This window comes from Mycobacterium barrassiae, from assembly GCF_025822765.1.
Taxonomy (GTDB): Bacteria; Actinomycetota; Actinomycetes; order Mycobacteriales; family Mycobacteriaceae; genus Mycobacterium; species Mycobacterium barrassiae.
Genome location: NZ_JACKUK010000023.1, coordinates 704,097 through 717,729 on the forward strand (window position 1 = coordinate 704,097; position 13,633 = coordinate 717,729).

A 13,633-nucleotide genomic window follows, 5' to 3' on the forward strand; every position below is an offset into this window, starting at 1 on the left:
GCAAAGTACATTCCTATCGGCTGTCATTACAAAGATAGATTGATGGGTGCCGATGAGTTACTTCGAGAAGGACACGATCGTCAGTGGCCTCGGCATTTCACGGATCGGCCGAAAGACTGGGATCCCCGGCCTGGAACTGACCATGGAGGCGGTGCGGGCCGCGATCGACGACGCCGGCCTGACTGCCGACGACATCGACGGATTTGCAACCTTCGGTGACACCTTGCCTTCTGAAGTCGTTGCGGGCCTTGGTAATCAAGCCACTGACGTCGGGGGCGGCTTCGGCACCGGCGGCGTGTTGACTCCGTTCATGTCGGCACTGGTCGCCGTCGCGGAGAAACGGGCGCGACATGTGCTGGTTTATCGGACGGTACAGATGCTGGGTGGCGCGATGACCGATGGGCCCGCCTCGCCGTTGCTCGGCCCACTGGCCAACCCGCCCGTTGAACCGCAACTACCCGGTACGCGACGCAAGCTCAAGCCGTTCGAGGACATCGGCGTGCTGCTCGCAGCCCATGCGTACTCGGCGGCGAACTGGGTCGCCATGCACTGCCAGCGTCACATGGCGCTGTACGGCACGACGCGGGAGCAGTTGGGCTGGCTGGCCATCAACAGCAGGCGCAATGCCGGCCTCAACCCTCGTGCGGCGTTCCGCGAGCCGATGACGATGGACGATTACCTGACCTCACGCCCGATTTCGACGCCGCTGGGCCTCTTCGACTGCGATGTGCCGATCGACGGAGCCATCGCGCTGATCGTCTCGCACGCCGACTACGCGGCGGACTGCCCCAATCCCGCGGTCAAGGTCGAAGCGGTCGGCGGTGCGTACGGCTCGGACGGCTGGTTCCATCGGCCCGACTTCCCGAAGATGGCGTCGAGTGAGGCCGCAGCTGAGATGTGGTCGCGGACGGATCTGACACCGTCCGATGTGCAGGTGGCCGAAATCTACGACGGCTTCACGTTCCTCACGTTCGCGTGGCTGGAGGCGCTGGGTTTCTGCGACGACGGCGAAGCCGGGCCATTCGTCGAAGGGGCCACACGGATCGCGCTCGACGGGGAGCTGCCGCTGAACACCTACGGCGGGCAACTGTCCGCGGGACGCATGCACGGTTACTGGCTGTTGCACGAGGCATGCCTGCAGCTGCGCGGACAGGCAGGCGACCGCCAGCTCGCCAAGCGACCCGAGGTGGCTGTCGCCGCCGCAGGTGGCGGTCCGATCGCGGGCTGCATGGTGCTGACCTGCTGACAGCTGCGAATTAGCCGACGACTTCTTCGAGGAAGTCGATCGCGCGTGCGGCCTCGTCGGTTACGAAAACCAGGTCGTCGAGGGGCACCGGCAGGAAGCCCTCCTCCTCCATCCGGTGAAGCTGAAGCACGAGCCCGTCGTAGAAGCCGGCCGTGTTCAGCAGCACCACCGGCTTGTCATGCAGGCCGTGCTTGCGGAGCTCGAGGATCTCGGTTGCCTCGTCGAGCGTCCCCAGTCCGCCTACCATGACCACGACGGCGTCGGAATGGCTCAGCAACAACGCTTTTCGCTGGGCGAGATCCGAGGCGAACACCATCTCGTCGGCGTTCGTTCTCGCCTTATCCCGCAGAAGCTCCACCGATATCCCGACGAGCCGTCCACCGGTCTCCTGCACTCCGTCAGCGACGACCTTCATCAGCCCCGTATCGGATCCACCCCACACCAACGTGTGGCCGGCCCGTCCGAGGCCTTCGGCGAAGTCGCGCGCCGGCCGCGTGTATCGCTGGTCGAGATCGGCCGCCGACAGAAAGATGCAAACGTTCATGGATCAGTCGACGACGGTCAGGCTTCCCGACGGCGCGCCGAGAGCTTCGACGGTCCGAGCGGCGGCGGTGTCGATGTGCACCCTTGGTGCTGAAGGGAGTTCATCTTCGTAGTACGTACCCGGACCATAGAACGCACCGTAACGGAGCACGACACCGTTCACCCCGAGCACAGCCTCTTCGAGGTAGGTCACCGCATCGGCACCCGGGCCGGGATCCGTTGTCCACGCGATGCTTTGCGCGACGATGCGCGCATGGCTCAAACCGTCCATCGCGTCGATGAGGTTGCGTGTGCCCTCCACGCGGATCCGGGCGTTGAGCAGCTGAGCCTTCGGGATGTCCTCGAATGCATCAGGCAGATCAGTCAGCTCATGCAGAACCACGTCGGGTGAGAATGACTTCAATGCGTCAGCGAGGCCTGCGCGATCGAAGACGTCGCAGATGATGGGTTCAGCGCCGAGCGATGACAGCCATTCCGCCTTATCGGGCGTTCTCGTCATCGCGCCGACGGTGTGGCCTGCGGCGACCAACAGCGGGACGAGGCGGCTGCCGATGACGCCGGTGGCGCCTGCCAGATAGATGCGTTCGGTCATCTCGCCGCCTCCTGTGTCCAAACTGGATCAAATCCAGCTGCACCATCGACGCTACCCATCGATTGGCCTGGGTGCGCGGGCCATTTCCGCCGTGTGTTGGTGGGCCATTAGTAGCGGCCGCAGATCAGCTAGGTATATCTGACTAAACTCAGGAATACGTCCGGACGCGGTTCGCTTGCACCTGACAAGAACGAACATCGGAAAGGTGAAGGCCATGACCGTCGTCAAAGCCGCTGCGGTACAACTCAGTCCCGTTCTGTACAGCCGGGAGGGCACCGTCGAGAAGGTCGTCGCCAAGATCGCCGAACTCGGTGACCAGGGCGTGCAGTTCGCAACCTTTCCGGAGGCGATCGTGCCCTATTACCCGTACTTCACCTACCTGCAGGCTCCGTTCGAACTCGCGCCTCAACACCTACGCCTGCTCGACCAGGCCGTGACCATCCCGTCTGTGTCGACGGACGCGATCGCCGATGCCGCCAGATCGGCCGGTGTCGTGGTGTCGATCGGGGTCAACGAGCGTGACGGCGGCACGCTGTACAACACGCAACTGTTGTTCGATGCCGACGGCACACTGCTTCAACGGCGCCGCAAACTCACACCCACCTACCACGAAAAAATTCTCTGGGGCCAAGGCGACGCCTCCGGCCTGCGCGCGGTCGACAGTGCAGTCGGACGAATCGGGCAATTGGCGTGCTGGGAGCACTATCACCCCCTGTTCCGGTACGCGCTGATCGCCGACGGCGAGCAGATTCACTCATCGATGTTCCCCGGATCGTTCGGCGGGCCGATCTTCGCCGATCAGACCGAGATCGCTGTGCGCAACCACGCGCTGGAGTCGGGAAGCTTCGTCGTCAACGCCACCGGCTGGCTCGACGCCGACCAGCGGGCTCAGATCGTCGCGGATACGGGCGGACCCATCGGTCCGATCTCGGCGGGCTCGTTCACCGCGATCGTGTCGCCGCTGGGTGAATTACTCACGGAACCATTGGTTTCCGGAGAAGGTGAAGTGATTGCCGATCTCGACTTTGCGTTGATCGACCAACGGAAATCGAAGATGGACGCCCGCGGGCACTATGGCCGCCCGGAGCTGCTGAGCCTGATGATCAACCGCAGCCCCGCACCTTACACACACGACGTCACCATCGAGGAGGCCGACCATGTCCGCATCTGAGCCGCATGTAGTCCCGTTCGACGGGGTCCGCGTACGCTTCGACAGCACCAAGAGTTACGACGACCTCGTCGAGGCCCTACTCGCCGATGTCGGCCACGAACCAGTGCCGATCGACGACATCGGGCAGCGCTTCGCAAGCTGGGACTCCTACGAGCAGCAGGTGCAATCCCACGTCGGCCCAGGTGGTTTCATGTTGTTCGGTTCGCTGAACCACGGCGGGTGGATCACCAAGACCGGTATCCACCGAAAGGTGCTGCGTCTCATCATCGGAAATCCGCTGATCGCGATCACCATGCTGCGTCACGACGTGACCGCGGGACTCTTCGCTCCGGTCGAACTACTGCTGACCGACGAGGACAACAACACCAGCGCGCTGACCTACGTCGTACCGTCGTCGCTCATGGTCGTCGAACCCAATCCGCCGCTACTGGCAGCGGCCCAGGAGCTCGACGCCAAGCTGGCCGCACTGGCCGCAAAGGTCACCGCCGCTTAAGCCAGCTTCGCGATGTCCGCCGCCAATTGGTCCAGCCGTCGAAGTGTCTCGTCCCGCGGCTCGGTCGGCAGCTCCACCACAACCCGGTCGACGCCGAGAGATGCGTAGCCGGCGAAGGAATCCACCGATTGCGCGCCGAGCTGACTGACCGTCACCGGCACGTCGTTGCCGGCGACGGCGTGCAGCTCCTCGAGTTGCCCGGCGAGCACGTCCGGCGACGGGGCGATCGCCATCCAACCGGCGTGCAGCCGGGCGATCCGTCGATAAACCGCAGGTCCCCCACCACCGATGTACAGGGGCGGATACGGCTTCGTCACCGGCTTGGGCCAACAGAAGATCGGGTCGAAATCGACGAATTCACCGTGGTATTCGGCCTCGTCCTGCGTCCAGATCGCGGCCATCGCATCGAGTCGCTCGTCGGCCACCCGCCCGCGTACACCTGGATCGACACCGTGATTCGCGACTTCCTGACGGTTCCAGCCCACCCCCACGCCGAAGATGAATCGGCCCGCCGACACCAGATCGAGCGATGCCACCTCCTTGGCGGTGATGATCGGATCACGCTGCGGAATCAGGGCGATGCACGTACCGAGCAACAGCGTCTCGGTCGCACCCGCGGCCGCCGTCAACGCGATGAACGGATCGAGCGTGCGGTAATACTTCGGCGGTATCGGGCCGCCCGCCGGATACGGACTCGCGTTCCTGACGGGGATATGCGTGTGCTCAGCCAGGAACAGCGACTCGATGCCGCGCTCCTCCACAGCGGCGCCGAGTTCGGCGGGGCCGATTCCCTCGTCGGTCACGAACGTCAAGACCCCTACCCGCATGTCGGCTCCCGTCGTCTGCCGCAGAACGACGTCAGTCTAGGGCGACGTCTGATGCGGATTGGGAAGTTTGGCGCTACCCGGCGGTGGCGTGAGAGCCCAGGTGTCGCAGGCCATCGCCAACATCGCGTAGGTGCCGACGACGAAGATGAGTTCCATCGCCTGGTGTGTGCCGAACTCGTCGACGAGGCGTTCCCAGGTCTGTGGTGCGGCACGTCCGTCGGCGAGCAGTTCGTCAGTTGCCTCGAGCACCAGCCGGTCTGGGCCGTCGAATCCGTCGTTGCCTTGGGTGAGACGCGTGATGTCCGCTTCGGACAGACCACCGGCGGTCGCGACTCTGACATGCTCGCCCCAGAAGAACGCCGATCGTCGAGTCTGGGCCAGCCGAAGGATCGCCAGCTCACGCAGGCGCAGCGGCAACTCGCCGCGCTGCAGCAGAAAGGCGTTGTAAGCCAGAAACTCCCGGGCCATCGCAGGGTGGCGGGCCAGCACACCCAGGATGTCGAACTTGACCGGGTCACGGGCGCTTCCGGAACCGGCCCGCGGCACGTCGTCACCCGGTATGCCGAACAACGCACCAACCGCGGCGTATTCGTCGTCACCCCACTCCTCGGCGGCCAGCGGGCGCAGCAGCGTCATATCGCTCCGTTCAGTCCGTGCAACTCGGCCAACGCATGAATCTGTTCGAGGAAGTGGTCACACGAGCGGTGCACGAAATGGGCGAAGACAGTCGTGGTGCCGGCCGCGGCCATCTTCTCCAACGTCTCCTGCGCCGCTGCGGGATTTCCCACCGGGTCCAACGGCTTCTCCGGAGGTAGGACCAGCTCGAAGCCCGGCGGAACGTCGCGGTCCTTCAGCCACTCGGCGGCGGTGTCGGCCGATACGGCGAACGGGCACCACCCATCCGCGAGTGTGAGCGCCCGCCGCAGTGACCGTTTCGTGCGGCCGCCGACCCAGATCGGCATATGTGGCTGCAGCGCACAGGGATCGATGGTGAGACCGCTGAAGGAGTAGAACTCACCGTCGTATACCGGTTCGTTGGTCGGCAGCGCGGCGCGCAGCGCCCGCAGGGCATCGTCACCGCGCGCCCCGCGGTCCTCGAACGGCGCGCCGAGCAGATCGAACTCCTCGCGCAGCGATCCGACGCCGACGCCGAGGATCACTCGGCCCTTGCTGACATGATCCAGTGTGCCGTAACGCTTTACGATCGCGAGCGGATGGTGGTAGCCGAGCACCAGGGTCATGGTCGCCAGCCTGATCCGCTCGGTGCGCGCCGCGATGTAGCCCAACGTGGCCAACGGATCCCAGTAACGTGCGCCGCGCCTGCCGGCCTCGGACGAGGGTATGCCGATGTGCTCGCTGCATGTCAGGTGGTAGTAACCCAGCCGATCCGCTGCCTCGGCGATCCGCCCGATGTCCTCGATGGTGGCGTCGCGTTCCCACGTCAGTGCGGCGCCGCCGACGTTGGTGACCACCGGCGTCGCGATGCCGATCTTCACTGCAAAGGCTCTTCGCCCGCGAGGATCGTGCGGTGCATGAGACGCCCGCTGTCGACGGGATACTCCAGCACCCGGTGCATCGTGCCGGTGTTGTCCCACATCAGCAGGTCCCCGGGTTCCCACTCGTGGTGGTAGACGTACTGCGGCTGGGTCGCCCAGTCACGCAGACGGGCAAGCAGCGCGCGGCTTTCCTCCACCGGCATGCCGATCACGTAATCGGCTGTCGCGCCGAGTAGAAGGGACTTGCGACCGGAACGATGTGTCCACACGATGGGACACGACTTCGTCGGCGACTTCTGCCAGAACGTGATCTCCTCGTAGCTCATCTCGGGGCGGACGTAGTACTGCGACCGCTCGGCGCTGTGGACCACGCGAAGATCGGCGATGAGTTCTTTGTCCGATTCCGGGAGATCGTCGTACGCCGCATAGGTATTGCAGAATTCGGTGTCGCCGCCCGTCTCGGACAGCTTGACCGCCCGCAGCAGCGTCGCAAGATTCGGGTAAGGCTGCAGCGAACCGTCGAAGTGCCAGAACATCGAGCCCTTGAGGTACTCGGCGCGCTGATTGACGTCCTTGTCGAGCGAGATTTTGTAGATGCCGCTCTCCCCCTCGTTCGCGGGAATGTCGCCGAGCGTTCTGGCGATCGCGACCTGTTGTTCGTCGGCGATGTCGAGTCCGCGGAAGAAGACGACACCGCGCTGCTCGAGGATCGCGCGGATGTTGGCCGCCTCGGCGCCGCTGAGCAATGTGTCGAGGTCGGTTCTGATCTCGCTGCCGATCCGCGGGGTGAGGTCGACGACGTCGAGTTGTGCAGAGGTGATTCCCATGACGAGTCAGCTCACTCTCGTCAGGATGGTATTGGCCGAATGCTTCACGCGCGGTTGCTTCCACAGTTCCACCGCCAGTGACACGGTGATGAGCGAGTAGAGCAGGTTACGCAGGTTCGCGACATCCTCGGGCAGCGGCTCGGAGTAGTCGAACTTGTCGATGTACGCGACCGCTTCCTCGGCGAACGGGAAGACCTCGTCGTAGAACGCCTGGATCTGCTCCATCGAGGAGTTCACCCGCTTGACGTAGCGCTGGTGACCGTCCTCGATGGCCCATTCGTCGACCAGGTGCTCGAGTTTGGAGAACTCCGGTGGCAGAAGCGAACTCATGATCCGGCCTTCTCCTTCTCCCCGGCTTCTACGTAGTCGCCGACGACCTTGTGCAGATGGCGCAGCAGGATCTCCTCGTCATTCATGGTGAAGTGGGTGAGAACGCCGCTGTTCAGCATTGCCTGCAGGCCTTCGGACGGGCTGGCGTCCTCGAGGATGATGTCGTTGAGGAAGGTCACGGTCAGTTCCTGGCCCAACCGTTCGCGATGCGTCGTCGGCGGCTGGTAGTACGCCTCGGTCTCGAAGATGTGCGAATGCGGACCGGTGGGCCAGTGCGTGTGCACCGTGTACCCCGACGCGCCGAAGATCAGCACGAAGTTCGGGAAGAACTGATACGAGTCGAAACCGTACTTCTCCGATCGTGTCGGATTGATTCCCGGCGGCATCGGCCCCCGGTCGATCCGCTTGTTCCACGGGCCCGCCGCACTGGCCTCGAAGACGCATTCGATCGGTTTGGAGTACGGCGTCTTGCGCGACGGCTCGCCGGCGAAGGAGAACATCCGGTGGGGACCCTTGAGTTGATAGGCGAGCGCATCGGTGAACGGGTTCGGTTGGTCGAACGCTTCCCTGGCCTCCGCGGTGACCGCCCCGAACGAGGAGGCGTGCAGATATGGGCCGTGGTAGCTCTCGGCGAAGCTGTCGACGAAAATCTTCCAGTTGCACTGCAATTCGGCCTTGAACCGATAGAGCTGGTGCGGCCCCTCGAACAAGTACCCCTCGAGATCGTGCGCGAGCTCGCCGAGATATGACCGCAGCGGCTCGGTGTTGTGCGGGTTGAGGTTGACGAAGATGAACCCCTCCCATACCTCACACTGCACCGCGGGCACCCGGCAACTGTCGGCGTCGAAGTCGAGCAGCAGGTCCTTGCGGGTGGCCGAGTGCAACGAGCCGTCGAGCTTGTAGCGCCAGCCGTGGAACCGGCAGTACAGCAGCGGCGCGCGGCCCTCGATCTCCTGGAACGGATCGTCCTCCCACAGCATCTTGTTGCCGCGGTGCGGGCAGATGTTGTGCATGGCGCGGATCACGCCGTCCTTGCCGCGCACGATGATGAGCGAGGTGTTGAGGAACGTCAGCTCACGGGTGAAGTAGCTGCCCGACTTCGGCACCCGCTCGACCCGCCCGACATACAGCCAGGTCTTGCGGAAGACGTGCTCGCGTTCCTTCTCGTAGAACTCCTCGGAGACGCAGTCCTCAAGTGACACCGGGCCGCGGCCGAGTTCGGGATAGGCATCGGTCCAATGTCCGCTTTCGGGTTTCGTCACCAGGCTGTCGTGACTCATGAGGCACTCCTCAGACTCGACCCCGATTACAGATGGGCCGACGCTAACAGCTGCGGAAATGGCGAAAACAGATGCAGAACCGCAACACCCTGTTGCATATTTGGAACACCTGATGGAACAGAACCTGCCCTTTGATCTCGACGCCCTGCTGGTATTCGGCAAGGTCGTCGAAAACCGCAGCCTGTCGAAGGCGGCCGCGCTGCTCGGCATGCCCAAGTCCACGGTGAGCCGCAAACTGACCAAGCTCGAAGCCGATCTCGGCATCAAGCTGCTGCGCAAGAACACGCATCAGCTCACCGTCACCGACCTCGGCGAGAAGGTCTACAGCCACGCCGTGAACATCCTGGCGGAGGCCAACGACGTCCGCGCCCTGGTCGAGGGCAGCAGGGCGGAGCCGCAGGGCGAGCTGAGGGTCGCGATTCCGATCTTCCTCGGTATCGACTACGCGTCCCGCGTCGGCGCGGCATTCCTTCAGCACTACCCCCAGTCGCGGCTGGACATCAGGTTGGTGGACAACCTCGTCGACCCGGTCAAGGACGGGTTCGACGTGGTGTTCGGCACCGGGCCGCTTCAGGATTCGACGTTGATCGCGCGGAAGGTGTTCAGTCTCGAGCTCTTCCTGTGCGCCTCACCGGACTTCGTCGCCCGGCTGCCCGGACCGATCACCGATCCCGCACAGCTGGACACCGTCCCGTTCGTCGACTTCGGCTTCGGCGGGCCACGCAAGATGAGCGTGGCAAGACTCAAGCGCCGCTACGAGCTGTCGCCGCAGGTGCGGGCGCGCGCCAACAACTTTCAGGTGTGCAAACAGTACATTCTGGAGGGGCTCGGGATCGGCGTCATGCCCACGCAGATCATCTGCACCACCGAACTGCGGGAGGGCAGCATCGTCCCCGTCCTTCCGGAGTGGAAGCTCGACGCGATGGATGTCCACATGATCTATCCGTTCGAGCTCTCGTTCTCCACGCTCATCACCGCGTTCTACGAGACCGCCTGCCAGATCATCGTCGAGAACTCCGCACGAACCTGAGGTGAGGTGAATGTTCAAGCAAGTCTGTTTCTTTCGCAAGCGTCCGGACATGACGATGGACGAGTTCATCGACTATTACGAGAACCAGCACTCCCGGCTGTCGGAGCGGATGGGGCGGTCGCCGTCGATACCCAACGCGGTGCGATACGTGCGGCGCTACCTGACACCCGAGCGCAATCCGGTGACGGGCGAGGTGATCGATCCGGGCTACCACTGCATCATGGAGATCTGGTGGAACAGCCGCGAAGACTTCGAGAACTCACAACGCATCATCGCCGACGCCGAACGGCTGCCCGACATCATGGCGGATGAGGCGAAACTCTTCGCCACCCACAGCAACCCGATGTGCTCGGTAGTCGAATACGACTCACCGATGGGGCCGCAGGGGCAGCTGCCGCGCGTCGAACTAGTCTACGAGGATTGAAGATCGGGCTTTCATCGCTTTCGACGAAATGCAGCGAAAGTTCGAGTGAACGTCTGCATTTTGTTGATACCGATGCGCCGCGGGTGGATCTAGGCCTCGGTGAACACGTCGATGTTCTCCACGGGAGTCAGCATCACCACCGGGATGTGTCGCGTCGTCGCCTTCTGATAGTTGAGGTACGGCGGAAACACCCGCGCCATGTAGTCCCAGATCCTATGCCGCTCTTCACCTTCGGGTTCCCGCCATGTCGCCCGGAACGCTTGGGTGGCGACCTGTACGTCGACGTGATCGCCGGCGCGGATGTTGAGATACCACTCGGGGTGTTGGTCCGCGCCACCCTTGGACGCGACGATGACGATCTCGCCGCCGATGTTGCCGTAGATCAGCGGAACGATCTGCGTCCTGCCCGACTTGCGGCCCTTGACCCTGATCAAGCAATGGGTCGTGAAGCGATGTCCGCCGACATCGCTGATGTCTACGACATGGCCCGCCGCGCCGCCCGATCGCAGGTACATGTCCCGGTGCTGGGCGGCCCATTCGCGGCGTTTCTGCCGGATGGCGGCTGCCGATTCGTCGCTCATTGCGCCTCTTCCTGATGGCCTTCCCGATACATACCATGGCCCCAATGACCGATTTGCTCAATGGCATCCCGAGGGTCGACCCCACGGCCGAACCGTCGTGGATGCTGCGGGCGGTCGGCACGATCCTCGCGTCGTACGCGGTGAAAACCGATGGGGTCCGCACCATCAACGTCTTCCGGTTGTCCCCCGACGGCGGGGTTTAGCCACTGGGCGGGCGGGCGAACCTCGACGCATGGAGCCTACGAACGATCCGCCGTCGACGCCCAAGGACGCCACCAAGGCGACCGACGAGCAGCGCGAGATGCAGGACAAGCTCGACCATCAGAACGACGATCCCGAAGCCCCTGGCGGGCATCAGACGAAGGATCAGGTCGCCGACGAAACCTAGTCACCTACCGTGCGTGGCGAAGAATTGGGCGCTGGCGTTCGAGGCGTCCAGCCAGGTGTGCCCGCCGCCGTCGATCTGGATGAGCGAGACCTCGGTGCCGTTGGCGCAGCCGGCGGCCGTGAACCGGGTGACGCCGGGCATCGGGGAATCCTCGACGGGCGCCGGGCAGCCGTCGATATCGCGCCACCGCTGGGCCATCGCCGGAGCTGCCACGATGTCGCTCGCCCCGCCTCGGCCCACCATCGCTCCACCGTTGAACGGCACGACGGGGTCCGCCGTCCCGTGGATCATCAGGACGGATACCGGTTGCGACGGGTTGCACGGCAGCGAGGAGCCCAGCGTCGCCGCCACCGAGGCGACGGCGGCGAAGACGTCGGCGCGATCACAGGCCAACCGGTTGGCCATGAATCCGCCCGCCGAGATTCCGGTGGCGAAGACCCGGCCGGGGGCGATGCCGAAGTCGCGCGTGAGCCGTTCGGCGACCGCGACGAGGAAGCCCACGTCGTCGACCCCCTGACGGTCGGGTATCGAAGCGCCGCGCCCATCGGCCCAGCTGAGGTCGATGCCTTCGGGATAGGCGACGACAAATCCGTGCGCATCGGCAACGGCGTTGTAGTTCGTCGCCGCGGCCTGTGCGCCCCCGGTCATCCCGGAGCCGTGCAGGTTGATCACGAGCCCGTTCGGGTGTTCGAGACCCGGCGGTACGTGGACCAGGTAGGTGCGCTGCACGCCGCCGAACGTCAGAGCGTCGGGAAAGTCGCCGCCAGGGACCGCCGAAGCCGGCACCGCGCTATAGGCGACGAAGCCCACGAGAAGGGCGATCAGCGCCGTCGCGCGCCCGAAAATCCGCAAAGCTGGCTCCCCCGGTTGTGGACCGACAGTCGTACGGATCGCATTGTTGCCGCGCAGCCCGATTCAAAACCGCGTTACGGCAAAATGTGCTGCTCGACCGCCCGGATCATCCGACCGCGAAAAGCTCCAGCTGGATGTTGTCGGGGTCGCGGAACACCACCGTCGCGAAGGGGAACGGCTGATCCCCCGCCCTGATGCCGGAATGCTCGATGCCGAGTTCATCGAGCCGGGCCGTCCACGCCTCGAGATCGGCGCGCGTGGCGACGTTCAGCGCGAGGTGGTCCAGCCCTGTACGCGCCTCGTCGAACGGCTGCCCGTCGTTGCCGGTGTTGGTGTGCAGGCCGATCACGACGCCCGAGCGCGGTTCGACGAGCAGTTCGCCGTAGCCGGTGTCCTCACATCCGTAATGCGGGAATTTCATCGGAACCCGGTCGGCGCCGAGCAGGCGCTCATACCAGGCCAGGCTGGTCTCCAGGTCGGTGACGGTGATGGAGACGTGGTGGATTCCGGTGATTCCTACCGGTCCGCTTTGATCTGGCTGCATAACGTCGGTCATATCAGAAACTGCCACCCGCCCCGCGTCATTGGGCGGATTCTGCGTCTCACGCCGTGTACGGTGGGTTTCAGGACGTCGTCCGGGGGGTATAGCCCGGACCACGAGAGGTTCAGATCCGAGCCGCGTCATGCACTACGCAGTACCGGATAGGGGCTTCATGTCTGAACCGACTTCTGAGTACGCCGACCTCACCGAGATGTTCCGCCATTTGGCGACCCTCGATGAAGGTTCCCCGGCGTACCGGCGTCAACGCGACGCCATCATCGAGCGAGGTCTTCCGCTCGCCAATCACATCGCACGGCGCTTCCGAAACCGTGGCGAGCCGGTCGACGATCTCATCCAGGCGGCCCGCGTGGGCCTGGTCAACGCCGTCAACCGCTTCGACCCCGAGAACGGCTCCGATTTCCTGGCGTTCGCTGTGCCGACGATGATGGGCGAGGTGCGCCGCCATTTCCGTGACTACGGCTGGGCGGTGAAGGTGCCGCGCCGGCTGAAAGATCTTCAGAGCCAGATGGTCAGGGCCCGCGGCGAACTGTCACAAGAGCTCGGCCGCGCGCCGACGCCCTCCGAGATCGCGAAACACCTTGGCATCGAACGGGAATCGGTGATCGAAGCGACGATTGCGAGCAGCAACTACACCACGCTGTCGACCGACGTGCAGGCCGGGCCGGACGCCGAGTATCGGGCCATCGGCGACACGATCGGCGATGTCGACCCCAACCTGGACAAGGTCGTCGACCTCGAGACGGTGCGTCCGCTGATCGCCGCCCTGCCGGATCGCGAGCAGACCGTGTTGACGCTGCGGTTCTTCGAGAACCTGACCCAGACGCAGATCGCCGAGCGGATGGGCTACTCACAGATGCACGTGTCGCGGCTCATCGCCAAGGCCCTCAACACCCTGCGGGAGCAGGTCCGCGAACCGGAGCGAGCCGACGCCCGCGAACTGGTGTCCGCCTGATCTCCTAAACCCCGCCCGACCAGCCTCGACGCGGGGCCG

19 protein-coding genes are annotated in these 13,633 nt (G+C 64.4%); 8 read left to right on the top strand and 11 right to left on the bottom strand.

What is annotated here, in order from left to right:
• Positions 1 to 52: 52 nt before the first annotated feature.
• Positions 53 to 1,246 carry a thiolase family protein gene (locus H7J93_RS13795; protein ID WP_267306826.1) on the top strand — a complete coding sequence of 398 codons (1,194 nt, stop codon included), beginning with the start codon at positions 53 to 55 and terminating at the stop codon, positions 1,244 to 1,246.
• Between the two features lie 10 nt (positions 1,247 to 1,256).
• On the opposite strand, the gene H7J93_RS13800 is transcribed toward H7J93_RS13795, so the two are convergent.
• Positions 1,257 to 1,790 (bottom strand): LOG family protein, encoded by a 534-nt coding sequence (locus tag H7J93_RS13800; protein ID WP_267306827.1) that lies wholly within the window; start codon positions 1,788 to 1,790, stop codon positions 1,257 to 1,259.
• Positions 1,791 to 1,793: 3 nt separating this feature from the next.
• On the bottom strand, positions 1,794 to 2,381 hold the full coding sequence (locus H7J93_RS13805; protein WP_267306828.1) for an SDR family oxidoreductase: 588 nt from the start codon (positions 2,379 to 2,381) through the stop codon (positions 1,794 to 1,796).
• Positions 2,382 to 2,595: 214 nt separating this feature from the next.
• Here H7J93_RS13805 and H7J93_RS13810 point away from each other — a divergent pair, with 214 nt between their 5' ends.
• Complete coding sequence (locus H7J93_RS13810) at positions 2,596 to 3,552, top strand: nitrilase-related carbon-nitrogen hydrolase (RefSeq protein ID WP_267306829.1); 957 nt, start codon at positions 2,596 to 2,598, stop codon at positions 3,550 to 3,552.
• Positions 3,539 to 4,045, top strand: a complete 507-nt coding sequence (locus H7J93_RS13815) for a DUF302 domain-containing protein (RefSeq protein ID WP_267306830.1) — start codon at positions 3,539 to 3,541, stop codon at positions 4,043 to 4,045. Before H7J93_RS13810 ends, H7J93_RS13815 begins: the two co-directional genes overlap by 14 nt.
• Here the strand turns inward: H7J93_RS13815 and H7J93_RS13820 are convergent.
• The 6 genes from H7J93_RS13820 to H7J93_RS13845 are packed head-to-tail and all read right to left on the bottom strand — an operon-like array spanning position 4,042 to position 8,805.
• Positions 4,042 to 4,872: an LLM class F420-dependent oxidoreductase gene (locus H7J93_RS13820; RefSeq protein WP_267306831.1), complete on the bottom strand. Its 831-nt coding sequence runs from the start codon at positions 4,870 to 4,872 to the stop codon at positions 4,042 to 4,044. The two genes, H7J93_RS13815 and H7J93_RS13820, sit on opposite strands and share 4 nt — an antisense overlap.
• A gap of 36 nt (positions 4,873 to 4,908) precedes the next feature.
• Complete coding sequence (locus tag H7J93_RS13825; RefSeq protein ID WP_267306832.1) at positions 4,909 to 5,508, bottom strand: carboxymuconolactone decarboxylase family protein; 600 nt, start codon at positions 5,506 to 5,508, stop codon at positions 4,909 to 4,911.
• Entirely contained in the window at positions 5,505 to 6,368 is an 864-nt protein-coding gene (locus H7J93_RS13830; RefSeq protein WP_267306833.1) for a TIGR03619 family F420-dependent LLM class oxidoreductase, read from the bottom strand. The genes H7J93_RS13825 and H7J93_RS13830 overlap by 4 nt, the downstream gene beginning before the upstream one ends.
• Positions 6,365 to 7,195 carry a TauD/TfdA dioxygenase family protein gene (locus tag H7J93_RS13835; RefSeq protein WP_267306834.1) on the bottom strand — a complete coding sequence of 277 codons (831 nt, stop codon included), beginning with the start codon at positions 7,193 to 7,195 and terminating at the stop codon, positions 6,365 to 6,367. The genes H7J93_RS13830 and H7J93_RS13835 overlap by 4 nt, the downstream gene beginning before the upstream one ends.
• Positions 7,196 to 7,201: 6 nt before the next feature.
• The gene (locus H7J93_RS13840; RefSeq protein ID WP_267306835.1) at positions 7,202 to 7,525 is read right to left on the bottom strand and encodes a hypothetical protein; all 324 of its coding nucleotides are present in this window, start codon (positions 7,523 to 7,525) and stop codon (positions 7,202 to 7,204) included.
• Positions 7,522 to 8,805, bottom strand: a complete 1,284-nt coding sequence (locus tag H7J93_RS13845) for an aromatic ring-hydroxylating oxygenase subunit alpha (protein WP_267306836.1) — start codon at positions 8,803 to 8,805, stop codon at positions 7,522 to 7,524. The genes H7J93_RS13840 and H7J93_RS13845 overlap by 4 nt, the downstream gene beginning before the upstream one ends.
• A gap of 112 nt (positions 8,806 to 8,917) precedes the next feature.
• Between H7J93_RS13845 and H7J93_RS13850 the strand changes: the two genes are divergently transcribed.
• Positions 8,918 to 9,835 (top strand): LysR family transcriptional regulator, encoded by a 918-nt coding sequence (locus H7J93_RS13850; RefSeq protein ID WP_267306837.1) that lies wholly within the window; start codon positions 8,918 to 8,920, stop codon positions 9,833 to 9,835.
• Between the two features lie 10 nt (positions 9,836 to 9,845).
• Entirely contained in the window at positions 9,846 to 10,259 is a 414-nt protein-coding gene (locus tag H7J93_RS13855) for an EthD domain-containing protein (RefSeq protein WP_267306838.1), read from the top strand.
• Positions 10,260 to 10,348: 89 nt separating this feature from the next.
• On the opposite strand, the gene H7J93_RS13860 is transcribed toward H7J93_RS13855, so the two are convergent.
• Positions 10,349 to 10,840, bottom strand: a complete 492-nt coding sequence (locus H7J93_RS13860) for a nitroreductase/quinone reductase family protein (protein WP_267306839.1) — start codon at positions 10,838 to 10,840, stop codon at positions 10,349 to 10,351.
• 44 nt (positions 10,841 to 10,884) lie between these two features.
• Here H7J93_RS13860 and H7J93_RS13865 point away from each other — a divergent pair, with 44 nt between their 5' ends.
• Both H7J93_RS13865 and H7J93_RS13870 read left to right on the top strand, forming a co-directional pair.
• Complete coding sequence (locus H7J93_RS13865) at positions 10,885 to 11,043, top strand: hypothetical protein (RefSeq protein WP_267306840.1); 159 nt, start codon at positions 10,885 to 10,887, stop codon at positions 11,041 to 11,043.
• A 29-nt stretch (positions 11,044 to 11,072) separates the two neighbouring features.
• A complete protein-coding gene (locus tag H7J93_RS13870; protein WP_267306841.1) occupies positions 11,073 to 11,228 on the top strand; it encodes a hypothetical protein in 156 nt (51 codons plus the stop codon).
• Here the strand turns inward: H7J93_RS13870 and H7J93_RS13875 are convergent, their stop codons facing one another.
• Positions 11,229 to 12,014 (bottom strand): extracellular catalytic domain type 1 short-chain-length polyhydroxyalkanoate depolymerase, encoded by a 786-nt coding sequence (locus H7J93_RS13875; RefSeq protein WP_267307006.1) that lies wholly within the window; start codon positions 12,012 to 12,014, stop codon positions 11,229 to 11,231.
• A gap of 172 nt (positions 12,015 to 12,186) precedes the next feature.
• Positions 12,187 to 12,624: a VOC family protein gene (locus tag H7J93_RS13880; RefSeq protein ID WP_264073186.1), complete on the bottom strand. Its 438-nt coding sequence runs from the start codon at positions 12,622 to 12,624 to the stop codon at positions 12,187 to 12,189.
• Between the two features lie 169 nt (positions 12,625 to 12,793).
• Between H7J93_RS13880 and H7J93_RS13885 the strand changes: the two genes are divergently transcribed.
• Positions 12,794 to 13,594, top strand: coding sequence for a SigB/SigF/SigG family RNA polymerase sigma factor (locus H7J93_RS13885; protein WP_267306842.1), 801 nt, complete (start codon positions 12,794 to 12,796; stop codon positions 13,592 to 13,594).
• Positions 13,595 to 13,633: the final 39 nt, after the last annotated feature.

Excerpts from the sequence above, each read along its gene's own strand:
- H7J93_RS13795 (WP_267306826.1), top strand. The coding sequence starts at position 53 with ATGAGTTACTTCGAGAAGGACACGATCGTCAGTGGCCTCGGCATTTCA.
- H7J93_RS13800 (WP_267306827.1), bottom strand. The coding sequence starts at position 1,790 with ATGAACGTTTGCATCTTTCTGTCGGCGGCCGATCTCGACCAGCGATAC.
- H7J93_RS13805 (WP_267306828.1), bottom strand. The coding sequence starts at position 2,381 with ATGACCGAACGCATCTATCTGGCAGGCGCCACCGGCGTCATCGGCAGC.
- H7J93_RS13810 (WP_267306829.1), top strand. The coding sequence starts at position 2,596 with ATGACCGTCGTCAAAGCCGCTGCGGTACAACTCAGTCCCGTTCTGTAC.
- H7J93_RS13815 (WP_267306830.1), top strand. The coding sequence starts at position 3,539 with ATGTCCGCATCTGAGCCGCATGTAGTCCCGTTCGACGGGGTCCGCGTA.
- H7J93_RS13820 (WP_267306831.1), bottom strand. The coding sequence starts at position 4,872 with ATGCGGGTAGGGGTCTTGACGTTCGTGACCGACGAGGGAATCGGCCCC.
- H7J93_RS13825 (WP_267306832.1), bottom strand. The coding sequence starts at position 5,508 with ATGACGCTGCTGCGCCCGCTGGCCGCCGAGGAGTGGGGTGACGACGAA.
- H7J93_RS13835 (WP_267306834.1), bottom strand. The coding sequence starts at position 7,195 with ATGGGAATCACCTCTGCACAACTCGACGTCGTCGACCTCACCCCGCGG.
- H7J93_RS13840 (WP_267306835.1), bottom strand. The coding sequence starts at position 7,525 with ATGAGTTCGCTTCTGCCACCGGAGTTCTCCAAACTCGAGCACCTGGTC.
- H7J93_RS13845 (WP_267306836.1), bottom strand. The coding sequence starts at position 8,805 with ATGAGTCACGACAGCCTGGTGACGAAACCCGAAAGCGGACATTGGACC.
- H7J93_RS13850 (WP_267306837.1), top strand. The coding sequence starts at position 8,918 with ATGGAACAGAACCTGCCCTTTGATCTCGACGCCCTGCTGGTATTCGGC.
- H7J93_RS13855 (WP_267306838.1), top strand. The coding sequence starts at position 9,846 with ATGTTCAAGCAAGTCTGTTTCTTTCGCAAGCGTCCGGACATGACGATG.
- H7J93_RS13860 (WP_267306839.1), bottom strand. The coding sequence starts at position 10,840 with ATGAGCGACGAATCGGCAGCCGCCATCCGGCAGAAACGCCGCGAATGG.
- H7J93_RS13865 (WP_267306840.1), top strand. The coding sequence starts at position 10,885 with ATGACCGATTTGCTCAATGGCATCCCGAGGGTCGACCCCACGGCCGAA.
- H7J93_RS13870 (WP_267306841.1), top strand. The coding sequence starts at position 11,073 with ATGGAGCCTACGAACGATCCGCCGTCGACGCCCAAGGACGCCACCAAG.
- H7J93_RS13880 (WP_264073186.1), bottom strand. The coding sequence starts at position 12,624 with ATGCAGCCAGATCAAAGCGGACCGGTAGGAATCACCGGAATCCACCAC.
- H7J93_RS13885 (WP_267306842.1), top strand. The coding sequence starts at position 12,794 with ATGTCTGAACCGACTTCTGAGTACGCCGACCTCACCGAGATGTTCCGC.